This is a genomic window from Roseateles sp. P1_C1_2, assembly GCF_056406535.1.
This window is the reverse complement of the sequence record NZ_JBFUAB010000035.1, coordinates 1-21,579: the sequence shown is the minus strand read 5'-3', so window position 1 is coordinate 21,579 and position 21,579 is coordinate 1. Positions and strand designations below refer to the sequence as shown.

19 protein-coding genes are annotated in these 21,579 nt (G+C 69.3%); 10 read left to right on the top strand and 9 right to left on the bottom strand.

Annotated elements, in window-relative coordinates:
- Positions 1-35 precede the first annotated feature (35 nt).
- From AC1D2H_RS27955 to AC1D2H_RS27925, 7 genes are all read left to right on the top strand, one after another.
- Positions 36-476: an agglutinin biogenesis protein MshP gene (locus AC1D2H_RS27955; protein ID WP_478013151.1), complete on the top strand. Its 441-nt coding sequence runs from the start codon at positions 36-38 to the stop codon at positions 474-476.
- Entirely contained in the window at positions 449-4,060 is a 3,612-nt protein-coding gene (locus AC1D2H_RS27950) for a DUF6701 domain-containing protein (RefSeq protein WP_478013150.1), read from the top strand. The genes AC1D2H_RS27955 and AC1D2H_RS27950 overlap by 28 nt, the downstream gene beginning before the upstream one ends.
- A complete protein-coding gene (locus tag AC1D2H_RS27945) occupies positions 4,060-5,043 on the top strand; it encodes a hypothetical protein (RefSeq protein ID WP_478013149.1) in 984 nt (327 codons plus the stop codon). The genes AC1D2H_RS27950 and AC1D2H_RS27945 overlap by 1 nt, the downstream gene beginning before the upstream one ends.
- A gap of 76 nt (positions 5,044-5,119) precedes the next feature.
- A complete protein-coding gene (locus AC1D2H_RS27940; RefSeq protein WP_478013148.1) occupies positions 5,120-5,797 on the top strand; it encodes a PilN domain-containing protein in 678 nt (225 codons plus the stop codon).
- Complete coding sequence (locus tag AC1D2H_RS27935; RefSeq protein WP_478013147.1) at positions 5,794-6,555, top strand: hypothetical protein; 762 nt, start codon at positions 5,794-5,796, stop codon at positions 6,553-6,555. The genes AC1D2H_RS27940 and AC1D2H_RS27935 overlap by 4 nt, the downstream gene beginning before the upstream one ends.
- Entirely contained in the window at positions 6,552-6,950 is a 399-nt protein-coding gene (locus AC1D2H_RS27930) for a hypothetical protein (protein ID WP_478013146.1), read from the top strand. The genes AC1D2H_RS27935 and AC1D2H_RS27930 overlap by 4 nt, the downstream gene beginning before the upstream one ends.
- Complete coding sequence (locus AC1D2H_RS27925; RefSeq protein WP_478013145.1) at positions 6,947-8,752, top strand: secretin N-terminal domain-containing protein; 1,806 nt, start codon at positions 6,947-6,949, stop codon at positions 8,750-8,752. The genes AC1D2H_RS27930 and AC1D2H_RS27925 overlap by 4 nt, the downstream gene beginning before the upstream one ends.
- A 40-nt stretch (positions 8,753-8,792) precedes the next feature.
- Here the strand turns inward: AC1D2H_RS27925 and AC1D2H_RS27920 are convergent, their stop codons facing one another.
- The 9 genes from AC1D2H_RS27920 to AC1D2H_RS27880 all read right to left on the bottom strand — a co-directional run bounded on the left by AC1D2H_RS27920 (position 8,793) and on the right by AC1D2H_RS27880 (position 17,956).
- Positions 8,793-9,968, bottom strand: coding sequence for a Tle-like phospholipase domain-containing protein (locus tag AC1D2H_RS27920; protein ID WP_478013144.1), 1,176 nt, complete (start codon positions 9,966-9,968; stop codon positions 8,793-8,795).
- Between the two features lie 117 nt (positions 9,969-10,085).
- Positions 10,086-10,499: a VOC family protein gene (locus AC1D2H_RS27915; RefSeq protein ID WP_478013143.1), complete on the bottom strand. Its 414-nt coding sequence runs from the start codon at positions 10,497-10,499 to the stop codon at positions 10,086-10,088.
- A 13-nt stretch (positions 10,500-10,512) separates the two neighbouring features.
- Positions 10,513-12,351 carry a right-handed parallel beta-helix repeat-containing protein gene (locus AC1D2H_RS27910; protein WP_478013142.1) on the bottom strand — a complete coding sequence of 613 codons (1,839 nt, stop codon included), beginning with the start codon at positions 12,349-12,351 and terminating at the stop codon, positions 10,513-10,515.
- 79 nt (positions 12,352-12,430) lie between these two features.
- Positions 12,431-13,315 (bottom strand): DMT family transporter, encoded by an 885-nt coding sequence (locus tag AC1D2H_RS27905; protein ID WP_477929690.1) that lies wholly within the window; start codon positions 13,313-13,315, stop codon positions 12,431-12,433.
- A complete protein-coding gene (locus tag AC1D2H_RS27900) occupies positions 13,312-13,803 on the bottom strand; it encodes a methylated-DNA--[protein]-cysteine S-methyltransferase (RefSeq protein ID WP_478013141.1) in 492 nt (163 codons plus the stop codon). The genes AC1D2H_RS27905 and AC1D2H_RS27900 overlap by 4 nt, the downstream gene beginning before the upstream one ends.
- Positions 13,800-15,242 carry an Ada metal-binding domain-containing protein gene (locus AC1D2H_RS27895; protein ID WP_478013140.1) on the bottom strand — a complete coding sequence of 481 codons (1,443 nt, stop codon included), beginning with the start codon at positions 15,240-15,242 and terminating at the stop codon, positions 13,800-13,802. The genes AC1D2H_RS27900 and AC1D2H_RS27895 overlap by 4 nt, the downstream gene beginning before the upstream one ends.
- 73 nt (positions 15,243-15,315) lie before the next feature.
- Complete coding sequence (locus AC1D2H_RS27890) at positions 15,316-16,041, bottom strand: substrate-binding periplasmic protein (protein ID WP_477929696.1); 726 nt, start codon at positions 16,039-16,041, stop codon at positions 15,316-15,318.
- A 29-nt stretch (positions 16,042-16,070) separates the two neighbouring features.
- Positions 16,071-16,829 (bottom strand): LytR/AlgR family response regulator transcription factor, encoded by a 759-nt coding sequence (locus tag AC1D2H_RS27885; RefSeq protein ID WP_478013139.1) that lies wholly within the window; start codon positions 16,827-16,829, stop codon positions 16,071-16,073.
- On the bottom strand, positions 16,826-17,956 hold the full coding sequence (locus tag AC1D2H_RS27880) for a sensor histidine kinase (protein ID WP_478013138.1): 1,131 nt from the start codon (positions 17,954-17,956) through the stop codon (positions 16,826-16,828). The genes AC1D2H_RS27885 and AC1D2H_RS27880 overlap by 4 nt, the downstream gene beginning before the upstream one ends.
- Before the next feature lie 136 nt (positions 17,957-18,092).
- Between AC1D2H_RS27880 and AC1D2H_RS27875 the strand changes: the two genes are divergently transcribed.
- The 3 genes from AC1D2H_RS27875 to AC1D2H_RS27865 are packed head-to-tail and all read left to right on the top strand — an operon-like array spanning position 18,093 to position 21,570.
- Complete coding sequence (locus AC1D2H_RS27875; RefSeq protein WP_478013137.1) at positions 18,093-19,490, top strand: phosphomannomutase/phosphoglucomutase; 1,398 nt, start codon at positions 18,093-18,095, stop codon at positions 19,488-19,490.
- A 50-nt stretch (positions 19,491-19,540) separates the two neighbouring features.
- Positions 19,541-20,296 carry a tetratricopeptide repeat protein gene (locus AC1D2H_RS27870; RefSeq protein WP_478013136.1) on the top strand — a complete coding sequence of 252 codons (756 nt, stop codon included), beginning with the start codon at positions 19,541-19,543 and terminating at the stop codon, positions 20,294-20,296.
- Positions 20,296-21,570, top strand: a complete 1,275-nt coding sequence (locus tag AC1D2H_RS27865) for a 3-deoxy-D-manno-octulosonic acid transferase (protein WP_478013135.1) — start codon at positions 20,296-20,298, stop codon at positions 21,568-21,570. The genes AC1D2H_RS27870 and AC1D2H_RS27865 overlap by 1 nt, the downstream gene beginning before the upstream one ends.
- The last annotated feature ends 9 nt before the right edge of the window (positions 21,571-21,579 follow it).

Below are 21,579 nucleotides of genomic sequence, written 5' to 3'. Positions count from 1 at the left end.
TGGCGAACCGGGGTACCGGTTTCACGATGATGTCCATGCTCTTCATCCTGGTGGCGCTGGCGGCCATGGGTGTGGCCCTGGCCTCGCTGAGCCAGCGCCAGCAGCTAGGCTCCGCCGGTGAGCTGGCGGCGGCCAAGGCCTACCAGTCGGCCCTGGCCGGCCTGGAATGGGGCAGCTACCAGGTCCTGCGCGGCGGTGTTGCCCAGCCGGCCTGCTTCGCCGCCAAGAGCATCGCCCTGACCGATCAGCTCTCCGACTTCACCGTCACGGTCACCTGCGTACGCACCCCCGCCGCCGGGACCGTCGTGGACGGCGACCTGACCCTGGCCTTCTACGAAGTGCAGGCCACCGCCTGCAACATCACGAGCGGCGGCGCCTGCCCCAACGCCGGCACCACCGAACCTGCATACGCCGAGCGCCAGCTCAGCCGCACCTTGTCGTACAAGACATGCACGCTGCCCGCCACCTCCTGCTGATCGCGCTCGCGCTGCTGTGCGGCCTGGCCCAGGCCGCGTCCAGCTACACCTTCCGCAGCGACAGCTATGCCTGGGAGACGTCGGCCAACACCATCACCTGGGACCGCACCTGCACCAGCTACCCCGGTGACGACGACAAGGCGACGATCACCTTCACCGGCGGCTTCAAGTTCACCTTCGCCGGCACCGCCTACACCTCGGTGCGCGTGCTGACCAACGGCGGCCTGCAGTTCGGCACCGACACCGGCTTCTTTCGCACCTACACCAACACCACCCTGCCCGCCGGGGCGTCCGGGGCGCAGAGCGGCTGCACGAACGCGGCCACCACCAACGTCATCCTGGCCTACTGGACCGACCTCGACCCCAGCCGCGCCGGCAGCGGCGGCGTGACCTGGGAGCAGAAGGGCACGGCGCCCAACCGCTATGTCGTCGTGTCCTGGAACGGCGTCTACCAATACAACACCAGCACGCCCTACACCTTCCAGATCATCCTGTTCGAAAACGGCGAGTTCAAATACCAGTACGGCAACGCCAATGCCAGCGGCTCCAACGCCACCATCGGCGTGCAGGTCAGCAGCACCGACACCACCCAGTACTCCTACAACAGCGGCTACAACGCCAACGGCAGTGCCATCCGCTGGTTCGTGCCCAACGGCACGCCGACCCGCCGCGCCGAGTACCGCTTCGACGAGTACAGCTACAGCGGCCGCGTCGGTGAGGTCACCGACAGCACCGCCAACAGCAACAACGGCGTACGTGCCGGCACGGCCACCACCGTGGCGGGCGGCTATGTCTGCCGCGGCCTCAGCATCCCGAGCAACACGACGAGCACGAGCAGCGCCGTCGACACGCTGCTGGACGTCAACTCCGCCATCGGCGACAGCGGCGCCGTGACCTTCTGGTATGCCGCCAACACGACCTGGAGCAGCGGCGCCGCCATGCTGCTGGACGCCACGACGTCGACGAGCCGGCCCTTCTTCCTGGTGCGCCAGAGCGACGGCTCGCTGCGCGCGACGCTCTCCGACGGCAATGGCACGCTGCTGTCTGCCACCACCGCCGCGCAGGTCGTCACCGCCGGCACCTGGAAGCACATCGCCATCAGCTGGCGCCTGGCGGCCGGCGCCGGCCAGAGCAGCCTGCGCATCTACATCAACGGCCTGCAGGTCGGCGCCGCCAGCGCCACGACGACGGGCAGCCTGGACAACAGCATCGGCACCCTCTTCGTCGGCGACAACCGCAGCACGGCGGCGCCCACCAACGGCACGCTCAACTCGGCCAACGGCACCATCGACGAGATGCGGGTCTACAACTACGACATCAGCGCAGTCGAGCTGACGGCCGACATGGCGCCGACCCACAGCTGCCCGCCGCCGCTGGACCACATCGAGGCCTTGCCCAGCGCCGCCACCGCCAGCACCTGCGCGCCCACCACCGTCACCGTGCGGGCCTGCAGCGACGCCGCCTGCAACACCGTCATGACGGGCTACACGGGCACCGTCAACCTCAGCACCTCCAGCAACCGTGGCGACTGGGCGCTGGGCTCGGGGCCCATTCCCCTCGGTGTGCTGACGCCCGGCACGCCGGGCAGCGGCAACGCCAGCTACCGCTTCGTCGCCACCGACTTCGGCGTCGCCAGGTTGCAGCTCTCGCACAGCCTGGCCCAGTCGGTCCGGGTCACGGCGGTGGACAGCCTCACGCCGAGCACGACGACGACGTCGACCGCCATTCAGTTCAACAACAACGCCTTTGTGTGGGCCGAGGACCTGAGCAGCAAGATAGCCGGCAGCAACATCGCCGTGGCCGGCCGTCCGCACGACCTGCAGGTCTCGCTGATCAAGAAGGACCCGAGCACCGGCAGCTGCGGCGTCGCCACCGACTTCAGCGGCACGCGCAACATGAAGCTGTGGCGCACCGACAGCAGCGGCAGCTGGACGGCGCCGACCATCGTCACGCCCGCACTCACGGTGCCCGCCACGCGGCCATCCAGCAACAACCTCGCCCTCGCCTTCACGGCGGGGGTGGCCACACTGAATCTCGGCACGACCGACATCGGCCAGTACACCCTCAACCTGGACGACGACTCCCTCGCCTATGCCAGCGCCACCATCAGCGGCAGCCTCGGCCCGCTGACCGTGCGACCCTTCGCCATCGGCGTCAGCGGCCTGACGCTGGCCGGCACCGCCAACCCCGGCGGCAGCAATGCGAACGACACCGTCTTCGGCAGGGCCGGCGCCAGCTTCTCGGCGACCGTGGCCGCCTACCGCTGGAGCGCCAGTGCCGACAGCGGCGGCGACGGCGTGCCCGATGCCGCCTCCACCCTGGCCCAGGTCAGCGCCAGCGGCCTGACTGCGAGCTTCAACAGCAGCGTCAACCTGACCCCCGTGGCCGCCTCGCAGACGCCCGCGGGCGGCGTGCTCGGCAGCCTCAGCAACAACGTCGTCAGCGGCTTCTCCGGGGGCACGGTCACCGTCGCCAACCTGGCCTACAGTGAGGTCGGCAGCTTCCAGCTCAACACCAGCGCCGTGGTTGGCAACTTCCTGGCCAGTGGCCTGGCCCTGGATGCCGTGGTGTTCAATGCCAGCGGCAGCGCCCAGCAGACCCGTGTCGGCCGCTTCATCCCGGCGGGCTTCGCCGTCAGCGGCGCCGCTTTCACCCACCGCAGCGCCATGGCCTGCGTGCCGGCCTCCGCCTTCAGCTACCTGGGCGAGGACATCGGCGTCGCCTTCACGCTGACGGCCCAGAACGCCACTGGCGCGACGACACAGAACTACACCGGCGCCTTCGCCAAGCTCGTCCCCGCGACGCCAGCGACCCACAACTTCGCCGGCATTTCCGGCACGACGATGTTCAGGGCGGCCCAGTACACCCTGTCCAACGGCGCCGGCGTCTGGAACAACGGCGTCGCGAACGTCAGCTTCACCGTCAACCTGACGCGCGGCGCCGCGCCGGTCGGGCCTTTCAATGCCGCGCAGTTCGGCATTGCGTCGACGGAGCCCACGACGGGCGACGGCGTCGGCATGCTGGCCTTCAACCTCGACACTGACTATCCCGCGAACGTTGCTGACAGCACATTGCTCGGGCAAATCCCCCTGCGCTATGGTCGGCTGCGCCTACAAAATGGCATGAGCGCCGCTGACCGCACGCTGAGCCTGCCGCTGACCGCCCAATACTGGGACAGCGTCACCAACACCTACAAGATCAACGAATTGGATTCCTGCACCCGCGTCACCGCTGCCAATCTCAGCTTCGGCAACTTCCGCAGGACGCTCGCGGCCGCCGACGCCGTCATGAATCCGAATTCGGTCACCGTGAACCCGGTGGGCAATACCTTCATCACGTTCAACAGGCCCGGCGCCGGCCATGTAGGCAGCATGGACGTCGCCATCGCACTGGGTGTCGGCGCCAACCCGAGCGACAGCTCCTGCATGCCGGCCGGCTGGCGCACGACTGCCGCCACGACCGGTGCCAACCTGGCCGCCCTGCGCGGCGCCTGGTGCGCCGGCAACAGTGACCCCAGCGCCCGCGCCACCTGGGGCCTTTACCGCGGCAGCAACGGCGTCGTCTACCAAAGGGAAAACTACTGATGCGTTGGCCCTGGTCCCCCAGCCGAAGCGGCCAGCGCCTGCTGCTGCGCCGTGTTGGCGAGCAGCACGCCTTCGTGCTGACCGACGGCCCGCCCGGTGATGATCCCGCCCGGCTGCTGCGCTGGGGCCTGCTGCCCGAGGCAAGACCCGTCCCCGCCGGCGACGCCATCGCGCTGCTGGACCCGGCGGACTACCAGATCCTCAAGGTCGACACGCCCAGCGTGCCGCCCGAGGAGCTGAAGGCCGCGGCGCGCTGGCAGATCAAGGAGATGGTCGACGTCGACGTGGCGGAACTGACGCTGGACGTCATGCATGTCGGCGGCGACGTCGAGCGGGCCCAGCGCCAGCTCTTCGTCATCGCCGCCCGCAACAGCGCCATCAAGGCGCTGACCGACGGCGCCGCGCCCATCAGCGACAACATCGCCATCGTCGACGTCTGGGAAACGGCCCTGCGCAATCTGCTGGCAGTGCAGACCCGCGCCGACGACCTGGCCGCACGCGCCTGCGCCGCCGTCCACATCGACGAGCGTCACTGCCTGCTCGTCGTCTGTGCCGGTGACGAACTCTTCTACACGCGCCGCCTCGAAGGCGATGCCGGCCTGCTGGCCCGGGCGCGCGGCGAGCAGGCCGAGGCCGGTGTCGCCGAGCTGCCGCTGGGCTTTGAATACCAGCCCGGCGGCGCCTTCGATGCCACCACCACCCAGGAGTCGCCCCTGGTCGTCGAGCTGCAACGCTCCATCGACGTCTGGGAGCGCAGCTGGCCCGAGCTGCCGCTGGCGCGCCTGTACGTCATCACGGCCGAACATGGCGCCGAAGTCGCGACGCTGATCCAGCGTGAACTCGGCCAGCGCACCGTGGCCCTGGACCCCCTGAAAGCCTTCGCGCCGCAGGCCCCGGCTCCCGAGGGCGACGCCGCCAAGGCCCTGGGCGCCTGCCTGCCGCTGCTGGGCGCCGCCCTGCGCACGGAGACAAGAAAACTGTGATGCCCCCACGCTCACTTCATTCGCTGCCCCCCGAGGGGGCGCCAGTGCCCTTCGGGCGGCCGGGCGGGCACTGCTGATGGCCCAGCAAATCAATCTGCTCACGCCCATCCTGCTGGCACCCAAGCGCTATTTCTCGGCGCTGACGCTGGTGCAGGCGACCGGCCTGCTGTGCCTGGCCGGCCTGGCGACGACGTTGTGGCTGCAGCAGCGCGACCGCAGCGCCGAGCTGGAACACCAAGCCGTCCTTGCCCAGTACGCCGCTGAACGCCAGCAACTGATGGTGGCCAGGGCCAACCTGCCCGCCCCGCTGGACGCAGCCACCGTGCAGCAGCAATTGCTGCCGCTGGAGGCGGGCAACGCCGACCGCCGCGCCCTGCTGCAGGTGCTGGGCCACGATGCCGCAGGGCAGCGCCATTCCGACCTGCTGGCACTGATTGCCCGCACCCTGCCCGAGCCGGCCTGGCTCAGCGAGCTGCGCTACACACCGGGCCGCGTCGAACTCGTCGGCGGCACGCTGGACACGGCCGTGCTGCGGCCCTGGCTGGCCAAGCTCTCGGCCCACCCGCTGCTGGCCGGCCAGGAACTGTCGGCCCTGCGCGTCGAGCGCCTGGGGGCGCCGGGCACCGAGACCAGCAACAACCCGCTGCTGACACGTGGCAGCCCGCTGGCCGGCAGCAGCCTGCCGGTCTGGGCCTTCCGCGTCGTCAGCGCACCGGCCCTGGCGGCGGCCGCTGCATCCGGAGCGACGCGATGAAGGCTCAGACCCCCATCGATCTCGCGCTGCTGCGCCGGCGCCTGGCGCCCCTGCTGCAGCGCTGGGAGCGCCAGGCCAAGCGCATCGACGCCCTCAGCCTGCGCGAGCGCGCCATCCTCTTCCTCAGCATCGTGGCCGTGCTGGTCCTGCTGTTCGACAACTACGTGCTGTCGCCGCAGTCCGCCCGCGCCAAGCTGCGCAGCGACGCCCAGGCCCAGCAGGCCACCGAGATCCGCAAGCTGCGCGAAGAGTTCATCGCCGCCAGCGGCAGCAGCGCCGCCAGCCCCGCCGCGCAATTGCAGGCCCAGCTCGAAGCCGCCCGCAACGAACGCCACCGCCTGGACAGCGTGCTGCGCCAGGCCAGCGCCGTCAACCCGGCCGAGGGCCTGTCGGCCCTGCTGCAGCGCGTGCTGGCCCAGCAGCCCGGCCTGGTGCTGGAGCGGCTGACGCTGCTGGAAGACACGCCTGTCACCCTGCCGTCGGCATCGGTGTCGGTCGTGGCCATGGTGACCGGCGCTTCCGCGCCTGCTGCACCGGTCGCCCCGCAACGCCCCGTGCTGCCCGCCATGCCGGGCATGGCCTGGCAGGGTGTCGAGTTGCAGCTGCAGGGCAGCTATCGCGACACGCAGCGCTATCTGCAGGCCCTGGAGCACGAACTGCCGGCCCTGCGCTGGGGCGAGATGCGCCTGGGCAGCAACGGCCCCAACGAAGCGCCGCGCCTGCTGGCCCAGATCTATCTGCTGAAGGTGCAGCCATGAAAGCGGCATTTCTCGCCCTGCTGTTGGCCGCCGCCCAGGCCCAGGCCGCCGACGAGCCCACGCGCGACCCGACGGCCTGGCCGCCCGCCTTGCGCAGCGCCATGGCGGCCGCCTCGGCCGCGTCGGCGGCGTCCGGCGTCGAGCCCGTCGAGAACGCCATCCGCCATGTCGTTTTCGCCGGCGGCCGGGCCTATGTGGTGCAACGCGGCCGCCGCTATGGCGTCGGCGAACAGATCGAAGGCGCGCGCATCGAGCGCATCACCGAACAGGCCGTCTGGCTGCGCGAGGCCGGCCAGGTCAGGCGCGAGCCGCTGTACGGCGGCGTCGAGAAGCGCCTGCCCCCGGAGGTCGCAACCGCGGCGTCCGGCGTCAAGAAATCCAAGGAGAAGCCATGAAGGCCCCCGTCCAACGACTCCTGCTGACGAGCATCGCCGCGGCGCTGCTGGCAGGACTGTCTGGTTGTGCCGACAAGCCGCTGCGCGTGGCCCAGCCCAGCCAGGCCCTGCGCGAGGAACTGCAGGCCCAGCGCGCCGCGCCACCGGCCTCGGCCGCATCCAGCGCGCCCGCGCCGGCCGTCCTGGCCACACCGGTGCCGGCCCCCTACCCGGCACTGCCGCCGGAACCGCGCTTTGACCTCATCGTCAATGGCGCACCGGCCCGCGACGTCTTCCTGTCCCTGGTGAGCGACACGCGCTACAGCATGCTCGTGCACCCCAGCGTATCGGGCCAGCTGTCGGTCACGCTCAAGGGCGTGACGCTGCGCGAATCGCTGGACGCCATCCGCGACGTCTATGGCTTCGACTACTCCATCGACGGCCGCCGCATCACCGTCTTCCCGCCCGCGCTGCAGACGCGCGTCTTCACGATCAACGCCCTGGCCCTGCAGCGCAGCGGCCGCAGCGACGTGCGCGTCAGCTCCGGCGCCGCACCGGCCAGCACGCCCAACAACACCGGCAGCGGCGGCAACACGCCCACCGGCAGCAATGGCAGCAACGGCAGCAGCAACACCGTGCTGCAGCAGGACAGCACCCAGCTCAGCACCAAGGTCAGCAGCGACTTCTGGGCCGAGACGACGAATGCCTTGAAGGCCCTGGTCGGCAACGGCGATGGCCGCACCGTCATCGTCAGCCCGCAGACCGGCACGGTCGCCGTGCGCGCCATGCCCGACGAACTGCGCCATGTCGAGGCCTGGCTGAAGGCGACGCGCATCGCCGTCGAGCGCCAGGTCATGCTGGAGGCCAAGATCGTCGAGGTCGAACTGCGCGAGGGCTACCAGAGCGGCATCGACTGGTCGCGCATCGGCGAACGAACCAGCATCGGCCAGACCAGCGTCAACCCGTCCATCCCGACCGGCGTCAGCACCATCATCAACCCGCTGGTCAGCAACTCGCGCGGCTTCCCCGTGCTGTCCACCGGCACGCAGAGCCCGGCCTGGCCCGACCTCATCCCGCTGCCCTCGGCGGGCGGCGGCACCCTCGGGCTGGCGCTGGCCCGCGGCGGCTTCCAGGCGCTGCTGGCCTTCGTCGAGAGCCATGGCGACACGCAGATCCTGTCCAGCCCGCGCATCGCGACGCTGAACAACCAGAAGGCCGTGCTGAAGGTCGGCACCGACGACTACTTCATCACCGGCATCAGCGGCAGCAACAGCGGCAGCAACAACGGCACGACCGGCACCAACGGCACGACCAACCAGATCCCGACGCTGACGCTGACGCCCTTCTTCAGCGGCATCGCGCTGGACGTGACGCCGCAGATCGACGCGGCCGACATGATCACGCTGCACATCCACCCCTCGGTGTCCAACGTGACCGAGAAGATCAAGCAGGTCGACCTCGGTTCGGTGGGCAACTTCCGCCTGCCGCTGGCCAGTGCCAGCGTCAACGAGAGCGACACCGTCGTGCGCATCCCCGACGGCCATATCGTCGCCATCGGCGGCCTGATGCAGATGGAAGCGACCCGCCGCGGCTCCGGCGTGCCGGGCGCCGACAGCAACCCGCTGACATCGATGCTGTTCGGCAACCGCGCCAACAACGGCCGCAAGCGCGAGCTCGTCGTCCTCATCAAGCCCAGCATCATCCGCAGCGCGGAGGACTGGGAGCAGCACAACCGCCTCGTCAGCCAGTCCCTGGACGACACGGAAGGCCGCTCGCGGCGCGTGATCAGGCTGGACGGGTCGGCGGCAGACTCGCCGAAGTGAGACCTCTGCCGACGCGGTTCAACCCAGCGTCGGCGCCTTCCTAGGCGTCCTCAGGATCGGGATCGCAGACGCGCCGGTTCGGGTCGGCGCCGATGGCCGCGCGCTTGCGAGCCTGCGCCTGCTGCTGCTCCGCGTCCTCCTCTTTCGGGAACTGCTTGGTCTGGATGATCTCGGTCTGCAGGACCTTGGTGTCGATGAAGGACGTCGGATAAGCATGCTCGGCATCCCCGTCTGCCGCCTTGGTCTGGCTCAGCAGCGTGGCGAAGTTGCAGGCAAGGATCTTCATCGAATGGCCGCTGGCAGCATTGCGCTTGCCGAACTGCACGCCGATGTCGTGCCGCCCATAGCGCGCCGAGGTCGTCGATGTCGAGACGAAGCGCGGCGCCTCCAGGAACTCCCCGCCGTGATAGATCCTGTGGATGATGGGATAGGCCTGCCTGACGAGGCCTTCATGCCTCAGCCTCGTCCAATTCGTCACCGGGCTGGTGTTGAAGGTGAAAACCTCCTTGACGTCCTTCGACAGATAGCCCGCCTGCTGGGCCAGCCCGCCGCCCAGGGAGTGGCCCACCGCATAGATCTCGATCGCCTTGTTTTCGTCCTGCAGGCGCGCGATGAGCTGTGGAATATGGTCACGCGCCTCCCGGTACTGGCTGGACTCAAGGCCAAACGCCGCGGCAAAGCTGGTGCTCCAATCGGAGAGCCATTGGCCTGATCGGTTCTCCGTACCTCTGAAGGCAATCACGGCCTTGGTGATGCGGCCCGGCTTGTCTTCCTGCTCCGGCTTCTCGCGGTAGACATAGGTCTCGTAGAACAGGCCGTTCTCGCTGTTGCGGCACGGCGGCTCGGCATCGCCGCCAGGCGCCCAACGCTCCCAACCTTGCCTGTCGTCGGCCGATCTCGGCATGCCGCGCAGGCGGTTGCCCTTCCAGTCGGCCTTGAGATAGCCGCAAGCCTCACGGTCGCGCTGGCCGTCCGGCAGCGTCAGCTCGCGGCGATAGGCCGTCTCGGCAAACAAGGCCATGAGGCCGAAGCGCTTGGCCGCATCCACCAGGTAGCGGTCCTGGCGAAAGACGGCTTCGGTGGTGTCGTTATGAGCGTCATGCGACTTGCTGTCGGCGTCCCACGTCTTCAACGCACCGCAGCCCGTCGTGACCAGCACGATGGCGACGACGGCCCACAGCGTGGCCCTGGAAAAAATCCGTTTGAGCAGTTTCATGCATCTCTCCCTGTGTGCAGGGCGCCATACGTCGTGGCACCACAGTCGCCGCGCAGGCTAGCTCAGCATCACTCGGCTCGCATCGGTGTTCCGCCTGAGACGGCGGCAGGCGACACGTCACCAATCCGCTTCCATGCTGCCGCCGTGCACCTGCATGCTCCTGTCCGTGTAGCAATGGACTTCGAACGGGTTGCCGTCCGGGTCCTGCAGCCAGATCTGCCAGGTGAAGTCACCACCCAATTTCTTGGGTGTGTAGGCCACGCCCTGGGCATCGAGATGCGCCATCAGGCCCTCCAGGTCCTGGGTCTCCAGGCAGAAGTGGGCGATGCCGTTGTTCACCACCGGGCCACGGCCTGGCTCCTCGAACAGTTCGAGATAGCACTGCTCTGCGACCTGCAGATAGCGGCCGACGTCCCTGCCTTTGCGGGTGAAGTGGAAGACTTCGGTGAAGCCCAGCTTCGCGTAGTAGTCCAGCGAGCGCGACAGCTCGGTCACATGCAGGCAGACATGGGCAATGCGCTGGAAATGCATGATGGCTGCTCCGTCAACGCACTGCCGGCAAGGCGCCCGGCAGATGCGTCGCCTCCCAGCCCAGCAGCTTGCGCAGATCCGTGGCCACCGGCAGCGGCTGCATGCCCTCAGGTACACGTGCCAGCTCGAAGCGGCGCAGCTCCGGGCTGCTGAACACGGCGCCCTCAAAGGCCAGCAGCGCCCTGCCCCGGGCCTCCACGCCCGGCACCGCCTGGCGGAAGGCATCGAGGTCGGCAAAGCCCGTCTGGCAGGCTGCGCCCGTCACCGGCGCCCAATGGACCAGGGGCTGCCCCGTGCCGGCACGCAGATAGACATTGCCATCGACGCGGCTCGCCATCGCCTCGGTGACCTTGCCGCAGGTGACGGCCGCCTGCTCGACGCGCAGCAGCGGCCCCTTGACACTGGCATCGGCCACCAGCAGATTGGCCTCGAAGACATGGCCGACGCGCTCGTTGACGTCGGGCCCGGTCTGCGGATGCCAGCCGAAGTGGTCGCCCTGGGCGCTGCGCTCGTTGCGGTCGATCAGCACCGGCGAATTGACGAAGGTGTTGTGCACGACCTTGGCGCCCGCGCTGTTCAGAACGCGGATGCCCTGCTGGTTGTTGACGAAGACATTGCCGGCCACCGTGACGCCCTTCGAGATCTCGAAGAAGAGGCCGGCCTGCGCGCCTTCGACGTAGTTGTTGACGAAGACGCCGTCGTGGTTGCCGACGTCGTACCAGACGCCGTTGGAATTGGGCTGCTCGACGATGAGGTTGTCGCGCACGGTGACGCGGTTGGACTGGTTGAAGATCTTCACCGCCGCCGGGAAGTAGCCGGTCAGCTTCTCGACGTTGTTGCGCCGGATCAGGTTGCGCTCCAGCAGCACGTCGGATGAGCCGATGACATAGATGCCCTCGGTGCTGGTGTCGCTGATCAGCGAGTTGCGGATGACGAGCCTGTCGCCGCGGAAATAGCCGGCCACGCGCGAGCAATGGCTGATGGTGACGTTCTCCAGCAGCGTGCCGACGACCTCCTTGCCATGCTCGGCCTCGGGTGTCGGGCCGACGGGGTCGTCGGTGGGCTCTTCCGACACCTGGGTGGACGGCTTCTTGCCCTCGATGTCGATGGCGCGGTAGGCGTATTGCGTGAAGGTCAGGCCGCGCAGCGTCGGGCCCTTGCGGTCGGAAGCCTTGCCGTGCACGGCGCGCGAGGGGCGGTGCAGCGCGATGTCGTGGGCCGTGATCTCGACCAGATGGCCGGCCGGGTTGGTGCCGATGTAGACATGGCCCTTGTCGTAGTCGACGAAGAAGCCCTTGGTGCCGACCTCACCCTCCCAGGCGGCCGACTGCAGGGCCTCGCCGTCGACGAAGACCATGTCATTGTTGAAGCGGTGCAGCGGCGTCTTCATGCCTTCGCGCTCACGCTGCCACCAGCCCATGGGCTGGGCCGGGAACAGCGTCGCCCACCTGGTGCGCCAGAGGTTGTTGCCCAGGTTTTGCCAGTCGGCGGCCACCCGGGTGCCTTTCAAGACGGGAACTTCGTCCAGATAGGGCTGGATGGTGATGCCCTGGTTGAGCTGCAGGCCGCCAGTGCGGTAGGTGCCGCCGCGCATGACGATGGCGTCGCCGGTGACGACGCGGGTGATGGCCGACTCGATGGACGTCGGCGCGTTGATCGATGCGCCGGACGCTTCGGCCTTGCCGTCGGGCGCCACGAAATAGACGTGGGCCGCCTTGGGCACCGCATAGCGCTGCGGTACGGGGCCATAGGGGCCGCCCGAGGGCTGGGCAATGGCGGAGGCACTGAGGAATTGAGCGGCCAGCAGGCTCAAGGCGCCGACCCAGCGGCGGATGGGAAGCGAGGAAGTCATGCAGTCTCCAGGCGCCAAAGGTAGCGCTACCAATTCTTGTGGGCCGCACGCTACCACGTCTTGAGACTGCTTTCCTCCCTCAGCGCGCCTTGGGCCCCACCAGGCCCAGGGCCAGCGCGATGCCGACCAGCACGATGGCGCCACCGGCCACCATCTGGGCCGTGATGGCCTCCTGCAGGAAGATGGCGCCCCACAGGATGGCGAACAGCGGGATCAGGAAGGTGACCGACACCGCATTGGTCGGCCCGACCCGGCTCATCAGGCGAAAATACAGGATGTAGGCCAGGGCCGTGCACAGGCCGGCCAGGGCCAGGGCGGCGCCCCAGGCGCCACCGCTGGGCATGGCCGCGGGCCAGAGCCAGGCGGCCGGCAAGGCCAGCAGCAGCGCCGCGGCGAACTGGCTGCCCGTGGCGACGGCCAGCGGCGACGCGCCGGTCAGGTAGCGCTTGGTCGCGTTTGCCGCGACGCCATAGCAGAGCGTCGCCGTCGCGCAGGCCAGCACGGCAAGCAGGCCGGAATGATCTTCTTCGCCGGCCTTGAAGCTGGCCTTGTCCCAGGCCAGGAAGGCCACGCCGGCAAAGCCGATGACGAGGCCGAGCACGCGCCAGGGCGTCAGCCCCTGGCGCAGCCAGACGAAGGCGACGACGGCCGTCCACAGCGGCGTCGTCGCGTTGACGATGCTGGACAGGCCCGCCGTGATGGACAGGGCCGCGTAGGAGAACAGCGCGAACGGGATGGCGCTGTTCAGCGCGCCGACGATGAGCAGGCCCTTCCAGTGCTTGCGCAGTTCGGCCAGGTTGCCGCGCGAGGCCAGCAGCGGGATCAGCATGGCGCTGGCCAGGCCGACGCGCACGGCCGCGAGCGCAATGGGCCCGAACTCATGGGCGCCCAGGCGCATGAAGAGAAAGGACGCGCCCCACAGGGCCGCGAGCAGGACGAGTTCGCCGATGTCGAAAGCCTTCATGCCGTGGCGCCCTCCAGGCTCAGCAAGGCCTTCTTGCGCTCCAGCCCGCCGGCGTAACCGGTCAAGGAGCCGTCGGCGCCAACGACGCGGTGGCAGGGAATCAGTACCGAGATGGGATTGCGCCCCACAGCGGCGCCGAGGGCCCTTGCCGCCTGCGCTCGACCCAGGCGTTCGGCCAGATGGCCGTAGGTGTCTGACGCGCCTGGCGCGATCTCCAACAGGGCCTGCCAGACCTCGCGCTGGAAGGCCGTGCCGGCCGGGTCCAGCGGTGGCAGTGTGAAGACGCGGCCGGCGAAATAGGCCTTGAGGGCGGCTTCGGTGGCCGACAGCACGGCGTCATGGCCATCGTCCTCGGGCACGCCCAGCGGCCCGGGGTGATGCTTCTGGCCGTCGAACCAGAGGCCCGACAGGCCGGTGGCGCTGCGCGCCGCCGTCAGCGGGCCGAGGGGCGTCGCGATGCGGCGCTGCAGGATGTGATGGTGGCTCATGAATGTCTCCAGAGGTGCAGGACGGCGTAGCTGCGGAAGGGGCGATAGCGCTCCGCGGCTTCGAGATAGGCCTTGGGCGAGACGAGGTCGCCGCCGGCGCTGAGCGCCTTGCGCAGCACCACGTCGCCGGGCGGGAAGGCATCGGGCCAGCTCCAGCCGCGCATCAGCATGTAGCTGGCCGTCCAGGGGCCGATGCCTGGGATGGCGGTCAACTCCGCCGCGGCCGCATCGGGCGAGCCCTCGCGGCGCGCAAAGGCCAGCGTCGGCCAGGCTTGCGCCAGCGCGATGAGGCTGTCGGCGCGGCGGCCGATGATGCCCAGCGACGCGATGTCGTCGCGGGTCGCGGTGGCGATGCGCTCCGGTGTCGGGAACAGGCGCTGGCAGCCCTCGGGGGCATCCGGCAAGGCTTCGCCAAAGCGATCGACAAAACGGCCTGCCAGCGTCCGCGCAGCGGCCACGGTGACCTGCTGGCCCAACACGGCGCGCACCGTCAATTCGAAGCGATCGAGGCAACCCGGCAGGCGCTGGCCCGGCACGCCACTCTCGCCCAGGGCCGTGGCGATGGTCTCGGGGTCGGCATCCAGGTCCAGCCAGCGCCGCAGCAGCGGCAACAGCGAGCCGACGGCGGGCCACAGCGTGGGCGAGAGCTCGACGCCGACCTCGCCCGGCTTGTCGAAGCGCACCCGCAGCCAGCCGGCATGGCGGTCACCGGCATGCATCAGGGCCAGACTGCGCGTGACGCCGCCCTCCCCCACGCTTTCGACACCGGCGATGGCGCGTGGCGCCAGGAAGGCGAGGACGCCGGCCACGTCATAGGGTTGGCGGTAGCTCAGCCGCAGCCGGGACATGGACGCCGTACCGCCGCCCTCCCGGCGCAGGGCCGTGGGCTGCAGGCGGTAATGCTCGATGAAGGCGGCATTGAAGCGGCGCAGGCTGGCGAAACCGGCCGCGAAGGCGATCTCGCTGACGGGCAGCGTGCTGTCGGTCAGCAGGGCCTTGGCGAGCAAGAGGCGGCGTGTCTGCAGGTATTGCAGCGGCGAGACGCCATGTTCGGCCTGGAAGATGCGGCGCAGGTGGCGGCTCGTGATGCCGAGATGGGCCGCCAGGTCTTCGACGCTGGCTTCGGCGTCGTCGCAGGCGTCCAGCCAGGCGGCGGCCTGCTGGGCGAGCGTGCGCGAGGCGTCCATCGTCGTCCAGGGCAAGGCGCGCGGCGCCAGTTCGGGCCGGCACTTCATGCAGGGCCGAAAGCGTTCGGCCTCGGCCTGGGCGGCCGTCGCGAAGAAGCGGCAGTTCTCCCGCCGCGGCAGGCGGACACGGCAGACGGGGCGGCAGTAGATGCCCGTCGACGTGACGCCGACGTAGAGCCGGCCGTCGAAGCGGACGTCGTGCGACTGGAGCACGGCGTAGGCGGCTTCGGGGGGCAGGAGTTCGGAGGACATGCAGCCAGTCTAGGCCGCGGCCCTGCCAGATCCTGGCAGTTTTCGGACATGCCCCTAAAGGCCGGCGCCTGGCTCAGTGGATGTAACGGCGCCGGATGCGGGCGACCGTGCCGTCTTCCTCCAGTTGGCGGAAGGCGCCCACCCAGCGCTGCGCCTCCGCGGCATCCAGGTTCGGCGAGGCCGCCAGGTAGAGCGTCGCCTCGCCAAGCGTCGTCTGCAGGACGAACAGCATGCGGGGCTGGGCGTATTGGTCCATCGCCGACTCGAGCATGGGCGTGCCGGCATAGACGGCATCCAGTGCATGCCCGCGCAACTGGCGCAGCAGGTCGCGGTAGTCCTTGGACTCGATGAGGGTCGTGAACCCCTCGGCCCGCAGATTGGCCGCGATGGGCGAGCCGCGCAGCACGCCGACGCGCATGCCGCGCAATTGGTCGAGGTCCAGGCGCGATTCGGTCGCGAGGGTGTAGAGGCCATAGCGCACCGTCATCAGCGGGGCCAGCCACTGGAAGCGCGTCTCGCGGTCGGGCGTGCGCGCGAGCGGGAAGACGCCGTAGTGCCCACCCTGCTCGGCCATGCGGACCGCCCGCGCCCAGGGCAGGTATTGCACGGTTTCCGGGCGGCCCAGGCGCTGCGCCATCGCCATCACCAGTTCATGGCCGAAACCGCGCGGCCCGCCGGGCGTCGACCAGGCGAAGGGCGGCAGATCCCCCGCCACCCATTCCAGCTGCGGCCCAGCCTGCGCCGTGCCCAGCAGGGATGCCGGGGCAACGAGCAACAGGCAGCGACGTGACAGGGGCATGGGCCGACTCTAGCGCCAGCCCATCGGCCCTACATCGCCTTGAACAGATGGACGTAGGCCCGGCTGACGGGCAGCTCCCTGGCCTGGCCGCGGACGCGCACGAAGAGCCGGCTCTGCTCGTCGCGGCGCGTCCCGGCGAGGTGGTCGAGGTTGATGATGGTGGAGCGGTGCACCTGCCAGAACCGGTCGGGGTCGAGCTGGCCGCTGAGCTCAAAGATGGGCGTGCGGATCAGGTGCTCGGCCGTCGCCGTCTGCACGACGGTGTATTTGTCGTCGGCGTGGAAGAACAGCACCTCGTCGACGGGGATCTGGTGCATCAGCTCGCCCTGGGCGGCGCGGATATAGCGCAGCCGCGCCGGTGCGGCTGCCATCGTCGCCACACCGGGCAGCAGGCGCTTGAGGGTCTCGGCCAATGCATCGTCGCTGGCTGGCGCAGCCTGCTGGCGCAAACGCGCCACGCAGGCCGCCAGGCGCTCGGCCTTCAGCGGCTTGAGCAGGTAATCGACGGCGCGCGCCTCGAAGGCCTCGATGGCGTACTGGTCATAGGCCGTCACGAAGACGACGCGCGTCGCGCCTTCGATGCCCTGGGCCACTTCCAGGCCGGTCAGGCCGGGCATCTGGATGTCGAGAAAGGCCAGGTCGGGCTCGAGCTCGGCAATCGCCTCGGCGGCCTCGACGCCGTTGGCGGCGGTCCTGACGATCTCCAGTTCGGGCCAGGCCTGGGCGAGCTGGGCCTTCAGATACTGGACCAGATGGGGTTCGTCGTCTGCGATCAGGGCTGTCGTCATGAGGTGTGGGTGGACAGAGGGAGCTGGATGCGCGCGAGGGTACCGCCGCCGTCGCGCGGCAGCAGTTCGAGCGTGGCGGAGGGACCGAAGCGGGCCTTCAGGCGCTCGCGGATGTTGTCGACGGCGACGCCATTGCCGCCGCGACGCCTGGGAGCATCGAGCCCTTGGCCGTCGTCGGCCACCTCGATCCACAGCCGGCCGTCGACCCGCCTGGCGCTGACGGTCACCGTGCCGCCCGCGATCTTGGGCTCCAGGCCATGGTGGATGGCGTTCTCGACCAGGGGCTGGGCCAGCAGCGGCGGCAGCGCCACCGCACCGAGATCGGCCGGCAGGGAGAGCTCTACCTTCAGGCGCTCACCCATGCGCAACTGCATCAGGCCGAGATAGGCCTCCAGCATTGCGAACTCCTGGGCCAGCGTCGTCGCGTCACCGCGCAACTGGCCGAGGCTGGCGCGCAGATAGTCGGTGAAGCGCTCCAGCATCAGTTTCGCCCGCTCCGGGTCGAAATCGATGAGGCTTTGCACATTGGCCAGCGTGTTGAACAGGAAGTGCGGCTCGATCTGGCCCTGCAGCAGCTTCAGATGGGCCTCGGTGACGCGGGCCTGCAGGGCTTCCTGCTTCCAGCGGGCCCGATACCGCCAGCCCAGCACGACAGAGATCACCGCCGACACGATGAGGAACTGGCGCCAGAAGCCCAGGTTGCCCAGCATCTGCGGCAGGTTCTGGCCCGACCAGATGCGGTCGACGAACCACAGTCCGATGATGACGCCCAGCAAGGCGCAGGCGATCGACGCAACCGAATAGAACATGCCCGAGCGCCAATCGCGCCAGCCCGAAATGGTGTCCAGCCAGCGCTGCGGGGCCAGCTTCTCGAAGCCGCGGAAGCAGACGAAGAAGCTCACCATCACGCAGAAGCTGACGAGCAGATTGCCCGGCACCTGTTCCCGCCACCAGTCGGGCGCCCCCAGGTTGCCGCGCTGCAGCCCTGCCATGACGGCAAAGAAGGTGCCGAAGCCCAGCGTCCAGATCAGGTAGACCAGCAACCTGAAGCGCGCCCGATCGGGCCGGTGCTTCATCAGCACCCGCTGGTGGCGCAGGGCCTGGGCGAATTCCTCGGTGAATGTCATGGAGCGCGAGTGTAGGAAGGGCCACGGGCTTGACCCCTGGATGGGCGACGAATCGACAGCGCAGGCGACAAATGGAGAGCCACCGGCCCTGCCTACAATCCGCCGCGATTTCAAACCCAGTTTTCGAGGGCATTCCATGCAGGTCAACGCAACCATCTTCAAGGCCTATGACATCCGCGGCGTCGTCGGAACAACCTTGGACGAGCAGCTCGCCGAGCACCTGGGCCGCGCCTTCGGCACCGAAGCCAAGGCCCTGGGCGAGAAGGCCGTTGCCGTCGGCCGCGACGGCCGCCTGTCCGGCCCCGGCCTCGTTGCCGCGCTGATCCGCGGCCTGGCCAGCACTGGCCTGGACGTCGTCGACATCGGCGCCGTGACGACGCCCATGCTCTATTACGTCGCCGCCACGCGCATCAAGCACGGCTGCAACTCCGGCATCATGGTCACGGGCAGCCACAACCCCAAGGACTACAACGGCTTCAAGATGGTGCTCAAGGGCGCCGCCGTCTATGGCGAGCAGATCCAGGGCCTGCGTGAGCGCATCGAGGCCGAGGACTACGCCAAGGGCAAAGGGCGCGTCGGCAAAATGGACGTCGGCGCCGAGTACTCGGCCCGCATCGTCAGGGACTGCAAGCTGGCCCGCCCGATGAAGGTCGTCGTCGACAGCGGCAACGGCATTCCCGGCGCCTCGGCACCCGCCATCCTGCGCGCCCTGGGCTGCGAGGTCATCGACATCTTCAGCAAGGTGGACGGTGACTTCCCCAACCACCATCCCGATCCCTCGCGCCCCGAGAACCTCGAGGACCTGAAGAAGATCGTCCACGCCACCGGTGCCGAGCTGGGCCTGGCCTTCGACGGTGACGGCGACCGCCTCGGCATCGTCACCAAGGACGGCGAGATGATCATGCCGGACCGCCAGATCATGCTGCTGGCCGCCGACATCCTGAAGCGCAACAAGGGCGCCGAGATCATCTTCGACGTCAAGTGCACCCAGCGCCTGGCCCCGTGGATCAGGGAGCATGGCGGCAAGCCGCTGATGTGGATGACGGGCCATTCGCTGGCCAAGGCCAAGCTGAAGGAAACCGGCGCGCCGCTGGCCGGCGAGCTGTCGGGCCACATCTTCTTCGCCGAGCGCTGGTATGGCTTCGACGACGCGATGTACACGGCCGGCCGCATGCTGGAGATCCTGAGCCGCGACGCCGACCCGAGCGCGACGCTGAAGGCCCTGCCCAACAGCTTCAACACGCCCGAGATCAACGTGCCGTGCGCCGAAGGCGAGCACCACGAGGTCGTCAAGACGCTGAAGGCGCAGACGACGCTGGAGAGCTTCCCCGGTGCGACCGAGCTGATCACCATCGACGGCCTGCGCATCGAATACGCCGACGGTTTCGGCCTGATCCGCCCGTCCAACACGACGCCCGTGCTCGTGCTGCGCTTCGAAGGCCACACGCAAGCGGCGCTGGATCGCATCCAGCACGACGTGCTCGAACAGCTCAAGCTCGTGAAGCCCGACGCGACCTTCGCAGCCGGGCACTGAACGAATAACGGCCGCAGAGCCGATTCAAACCACACCCCAGGGAGAACCTCATGCCATTGATCGGAGGCCTGCACATCCTGATCGCGCTGTTCTGCGCGGTCCATGTCGTGCGCAGCGGCCAGCAGCTGTACTGGCTCTTCATCCTGTTCGCGTTTCCGCTGCTGGGCAGCGTGGTCTATTTCTTCGCCATCTACCTGCCCAACTCGCGGCTGGACCACGGCGCTCGCAAGGCCGTGTCGGCCGCCGCGCGGGCCATGGACCCCGGCCGTGACGTGCGCGAGGCGCGCATCGTCTACGACGTGTCGCCCTCGGCACAGAACCAGATGCGCCTGGCCGAAGCCCTGCTGAACGCCGGCGAGACCAGGGAGGCGGCCGAGCTGTACGAGGGCACGCTGAAGGGGCCGTTCGCCAGCGACCCCGACCTGCGCTTCGGCGCCGTGCGCGCCCATGTCGAATGCCAGCGCTTCGACGCGGCGCTCAGCCATCTGCAGGTGCTCAAGGCCGAGCGGCCCGACTACCGGCCCGACCAGGTCCTGCTGCTGTTGGCGCGCTGTTTCGCCGGCACCGGCCGGCAGGCCGAGGCCCGCGAAAGCTTCGAGGCCGCCGTGCGCCAGTTCGGCAGCTTCGAGGCCAATGCCGAGTACTCGATCTGGGCGCTCGCCACCGGCGACGCCGCCACGGCGGCCCGCCTGCAGACCGAGATCGATCGCCAGGTGCAACTCTGGAACCCGGTCAGCCGCGAGCTGAACGCGCCAGTCATGCGCCGCCTGAGGGCCGCGCACGAAGTGGCCCGCAAGGGTGGGTGATGCCTGAGGGCCTCGCGCTGGCCCTGTACGCGACCGCGCTGCGGCTGCTGACGCCGTTCTACCTGCTGCGGCTGTGGCGGCGCGGCGCCAAGGAGGCGCCCTACCGCCATGCCCTGGGCGAAAGGCTGGGCCTCTACAAGGCCGCAGCCCAACCCGGGCGGCTGTGGATCCATGCCGTGTCGCTGGGCGAGACGCGTGCGGCCAGCGCCCTGATCGACGCCTTGCGCGCCCGCGACCCGGCGCTCCGGGTGCTGCTGACCCATTCCACCGCCACCGGCCACGAAGCCGGCCAGGCCCTCCTGGGGAAGGGCGATGCCCAGACCTGGCTACCCTATGACACCCCCGGCGCCGTGCGCCGCTTCCTGCGCCACTGGCAGCCGCGCGTGGGCGTGCTGATGGAAACCGAGGTCTGGCCGACGCTGCAGCGCGAGGCGGAGAAGGCTGGCCTGCCCATGGTGCTGGCGAATGCGCGCCTGTCCGAGAAAAGCCTGCGCCAGGGCCAGCGGCTTGCCGCGCTGATGCGACCGGCGGCCCGCCGCATGACGCTGGCCCTGGCGCAGACCGAGGCCGATGCCGATCGCATCCGCACCATGGGCATGGCCCGCGTCGAGGTGGCCGGCAACCTGAAGTACGACATCGCGATGGACCCGGCCCTGATCGCCCGCGGCCAGGCCTGGGCGGCTTTGCTGAGCCGCCCCGTGCTGATGCTGGCCGTCAGCCGTGAAGGCGAGGAGCAGGCGCTGCTCGACGCCTGGGTCCGCCAGCCCTCCCCTCGCCCGCTGCTGGCCATCGTGCCTCGCCACCCCCAGCGCTTCGACGAGATCGCCGCGCTGATCGAGGCCGCCGGCCTGACGCTGGCGCGCCGCAGCAGCTGGGGCGACGAACCGCCTGAGCAGGCGCTGGCCGCCGATGTCTGGCTGGGCGACTCCATGCGCGAGATGCCGCTCTACTACGGCCTGGCCGGCGTCGCCCTGCTGGGCGGCAGCTTCGAGCCGCTGGGTGGCCAGAACCTCATCGAGGCCGCCGCCTGCGGCTGCCCGGTGCTGGCCGGGCCTCACACTTTCAATTTCGCCGAAGCGACCGAACTGGCCGTGGCGGCCGGCGCGGCGCTGCGCTGCGCCGATCTGCCTGATGCCGTTGGCCGGGGCCTGGCCCTGTGCGGCGACGCGGCAGCCCGACAAGCCATGGCGGCGCGCGCGCAGGTCTTTTCCCGAGCCCACCAGGGCGCGGCCGCTCGCATGGCGGCCGCCCTGCTTTCAATCAGCACACGATGACTTCAGCAC

What these genes read in the sequence shown, in the direction of transcription:
- AC1D2H_RS27955 (WP_478013151.1), top strand. Translation starts at nt 36, where the DNA reads ATGCTCTTCATCCTGGTGGCGCTGGCGGCCATGGGTGTGGCCCTGGCC.
- AC1D2H_RS27950 (WP_478013150.1), top strand. Translation starts at nt 449, where the DNA reads ATGCACGCTGCCCGCCACCTCCTGCTGATCGCGCTCGCGCTGCTGTGC.
- AC1D2H_RS27945 (WP_478013149.1), top strand. Translation starts at nt 4,060, where the DNA reads ATGCGTTGGCCCTGGTCCCCCAGCCGAAGCGGCCAGCGCCTGCTGCTG.
- AC1D2H_RS27940 (WP_478013148.1), top strand. Translation starts at nt 5,120, where the DNA reads ATGGCCCAGCAAATCAATCTGCTCACGCCCATCCTGCTGGCACCCAAG.
- AC1D2H_RS27935 (WP_478013147.1), top strand. Translation starts at nt 5,794, where the DNA reads ATGAAGGCTCAGACCCCCATCGATCTCGCGCTGCTGCGCCGGCGCCTG.
- AC1D2H_RS27930 (WP_478013146.1), top strand. Translation starts at nt 6,552, where the DNA reads ATGAAAGCGGCATTTCTCGCCCTGCTGTTGGCCGCCGCCCAGGCCCAG.
- AC1D2H_RS27925 (WP_478013145.1), top strand. Translation starts at nt 6,947, where the DNA reads ATGAAGGCCCCCGTCCAACGACTCCTGCTGACGAGCATCGCCGCGGCG.
- AC1D2H_RS27920 (WP_478013144.1), bottom strand. Translation starts at nt 9,968, where the DNA reads ATGAAACTGCTCAAACGGATTTTTTCCAGGGCCACGCTGTGGGCCGTC.
- AC1D2H_RS27915 (WP_478013143.1), bottom strand. Translation starts at nt 10,499, where the DNA reads ATGCATTTCCAGCGCATTGCCCATGTCTGCCTGCATGTGACCGAGCTG.
- AC1D2H_RS27910 (WP_478013142.1), bottom strand. Translation starts at nt 12,351, where the DNA reads ATGACTTCCTCGCTTCCCATCCGCCGCTGGGTCGGCGCCTTGAGCCTG.
- AC1D2H_RS27905 (WP_477929690.1), bottom strand. Translation starts at nt 13,315, where the DNA reads ATGAAGGCTTTCGACATCGGCGAACTCGTCCTGCTCGCGGCCCTGTGG.
- AC1D2H_RS27900 (WP_478013141.1), bottom strand. Translation starts at nt 13,803, where the DNA reads ATGAGCCACCATCACATCCTGCAGCGCCGCATCGCGACGCCCCTCGGC.
- AC1D2H_RS27895 (WP_478013140.1), bottom strand. Translation starts at nt 15,242, where the DNA reads ATGTCCTCCGAACTCCTGCCCCCCGAAGCCGCCTACGCCGTGCTCCAG.
- AC1D2H_RS27890 (WP_477929696.1), bottom strand. Translation starts at nt 16,041, where the DNA reads ATGCCCCTGTCACGTCGCTGCCTGTTGCTCGTTGCCCCGGCATCCCTG.
- AC1D2H_RS27885 (WP_478013139.1), bottom strand. Translation starts at nt 16,829, where the DNA reads ATGACGACAGCCCTGATCGCAGACGACGAACCCCATCTGGTCCAGTAT.
- AC1D2H_RS27880 (WP_478013138.1), bottom strand. Translation starts at nt 17,956, where the DNA reads ATGACATTCACCGAGGAATTCGCCCAGGCCCTGCGCCACCAGCGGGTG.
- AC1D2H_RS27875 (WP_478013137.1), top strand. Translation starts at nt 18,093, where the DNA reads ATGCAGGTCAACGCAACCATCTTCAAGGCCTATGACATCCGCGGCGTC.
- AC1D2H_RS27870 (WP_478013136.1), top strand. Translation starts at nt 19,541, where the DNA reads ATGCCATTGATCGGAGGCCTGCACATCCTGATCGCGCTGTTCTGCGCG.
- AC1D2H_RS27865 (WP_478013135.1), top strand. Translation starts at nt 20,296, where the DNA reads ATGCCTGAGGGCCTCGCGCTGGCCCTGTACGCGACCGCGCTGCGGCTG.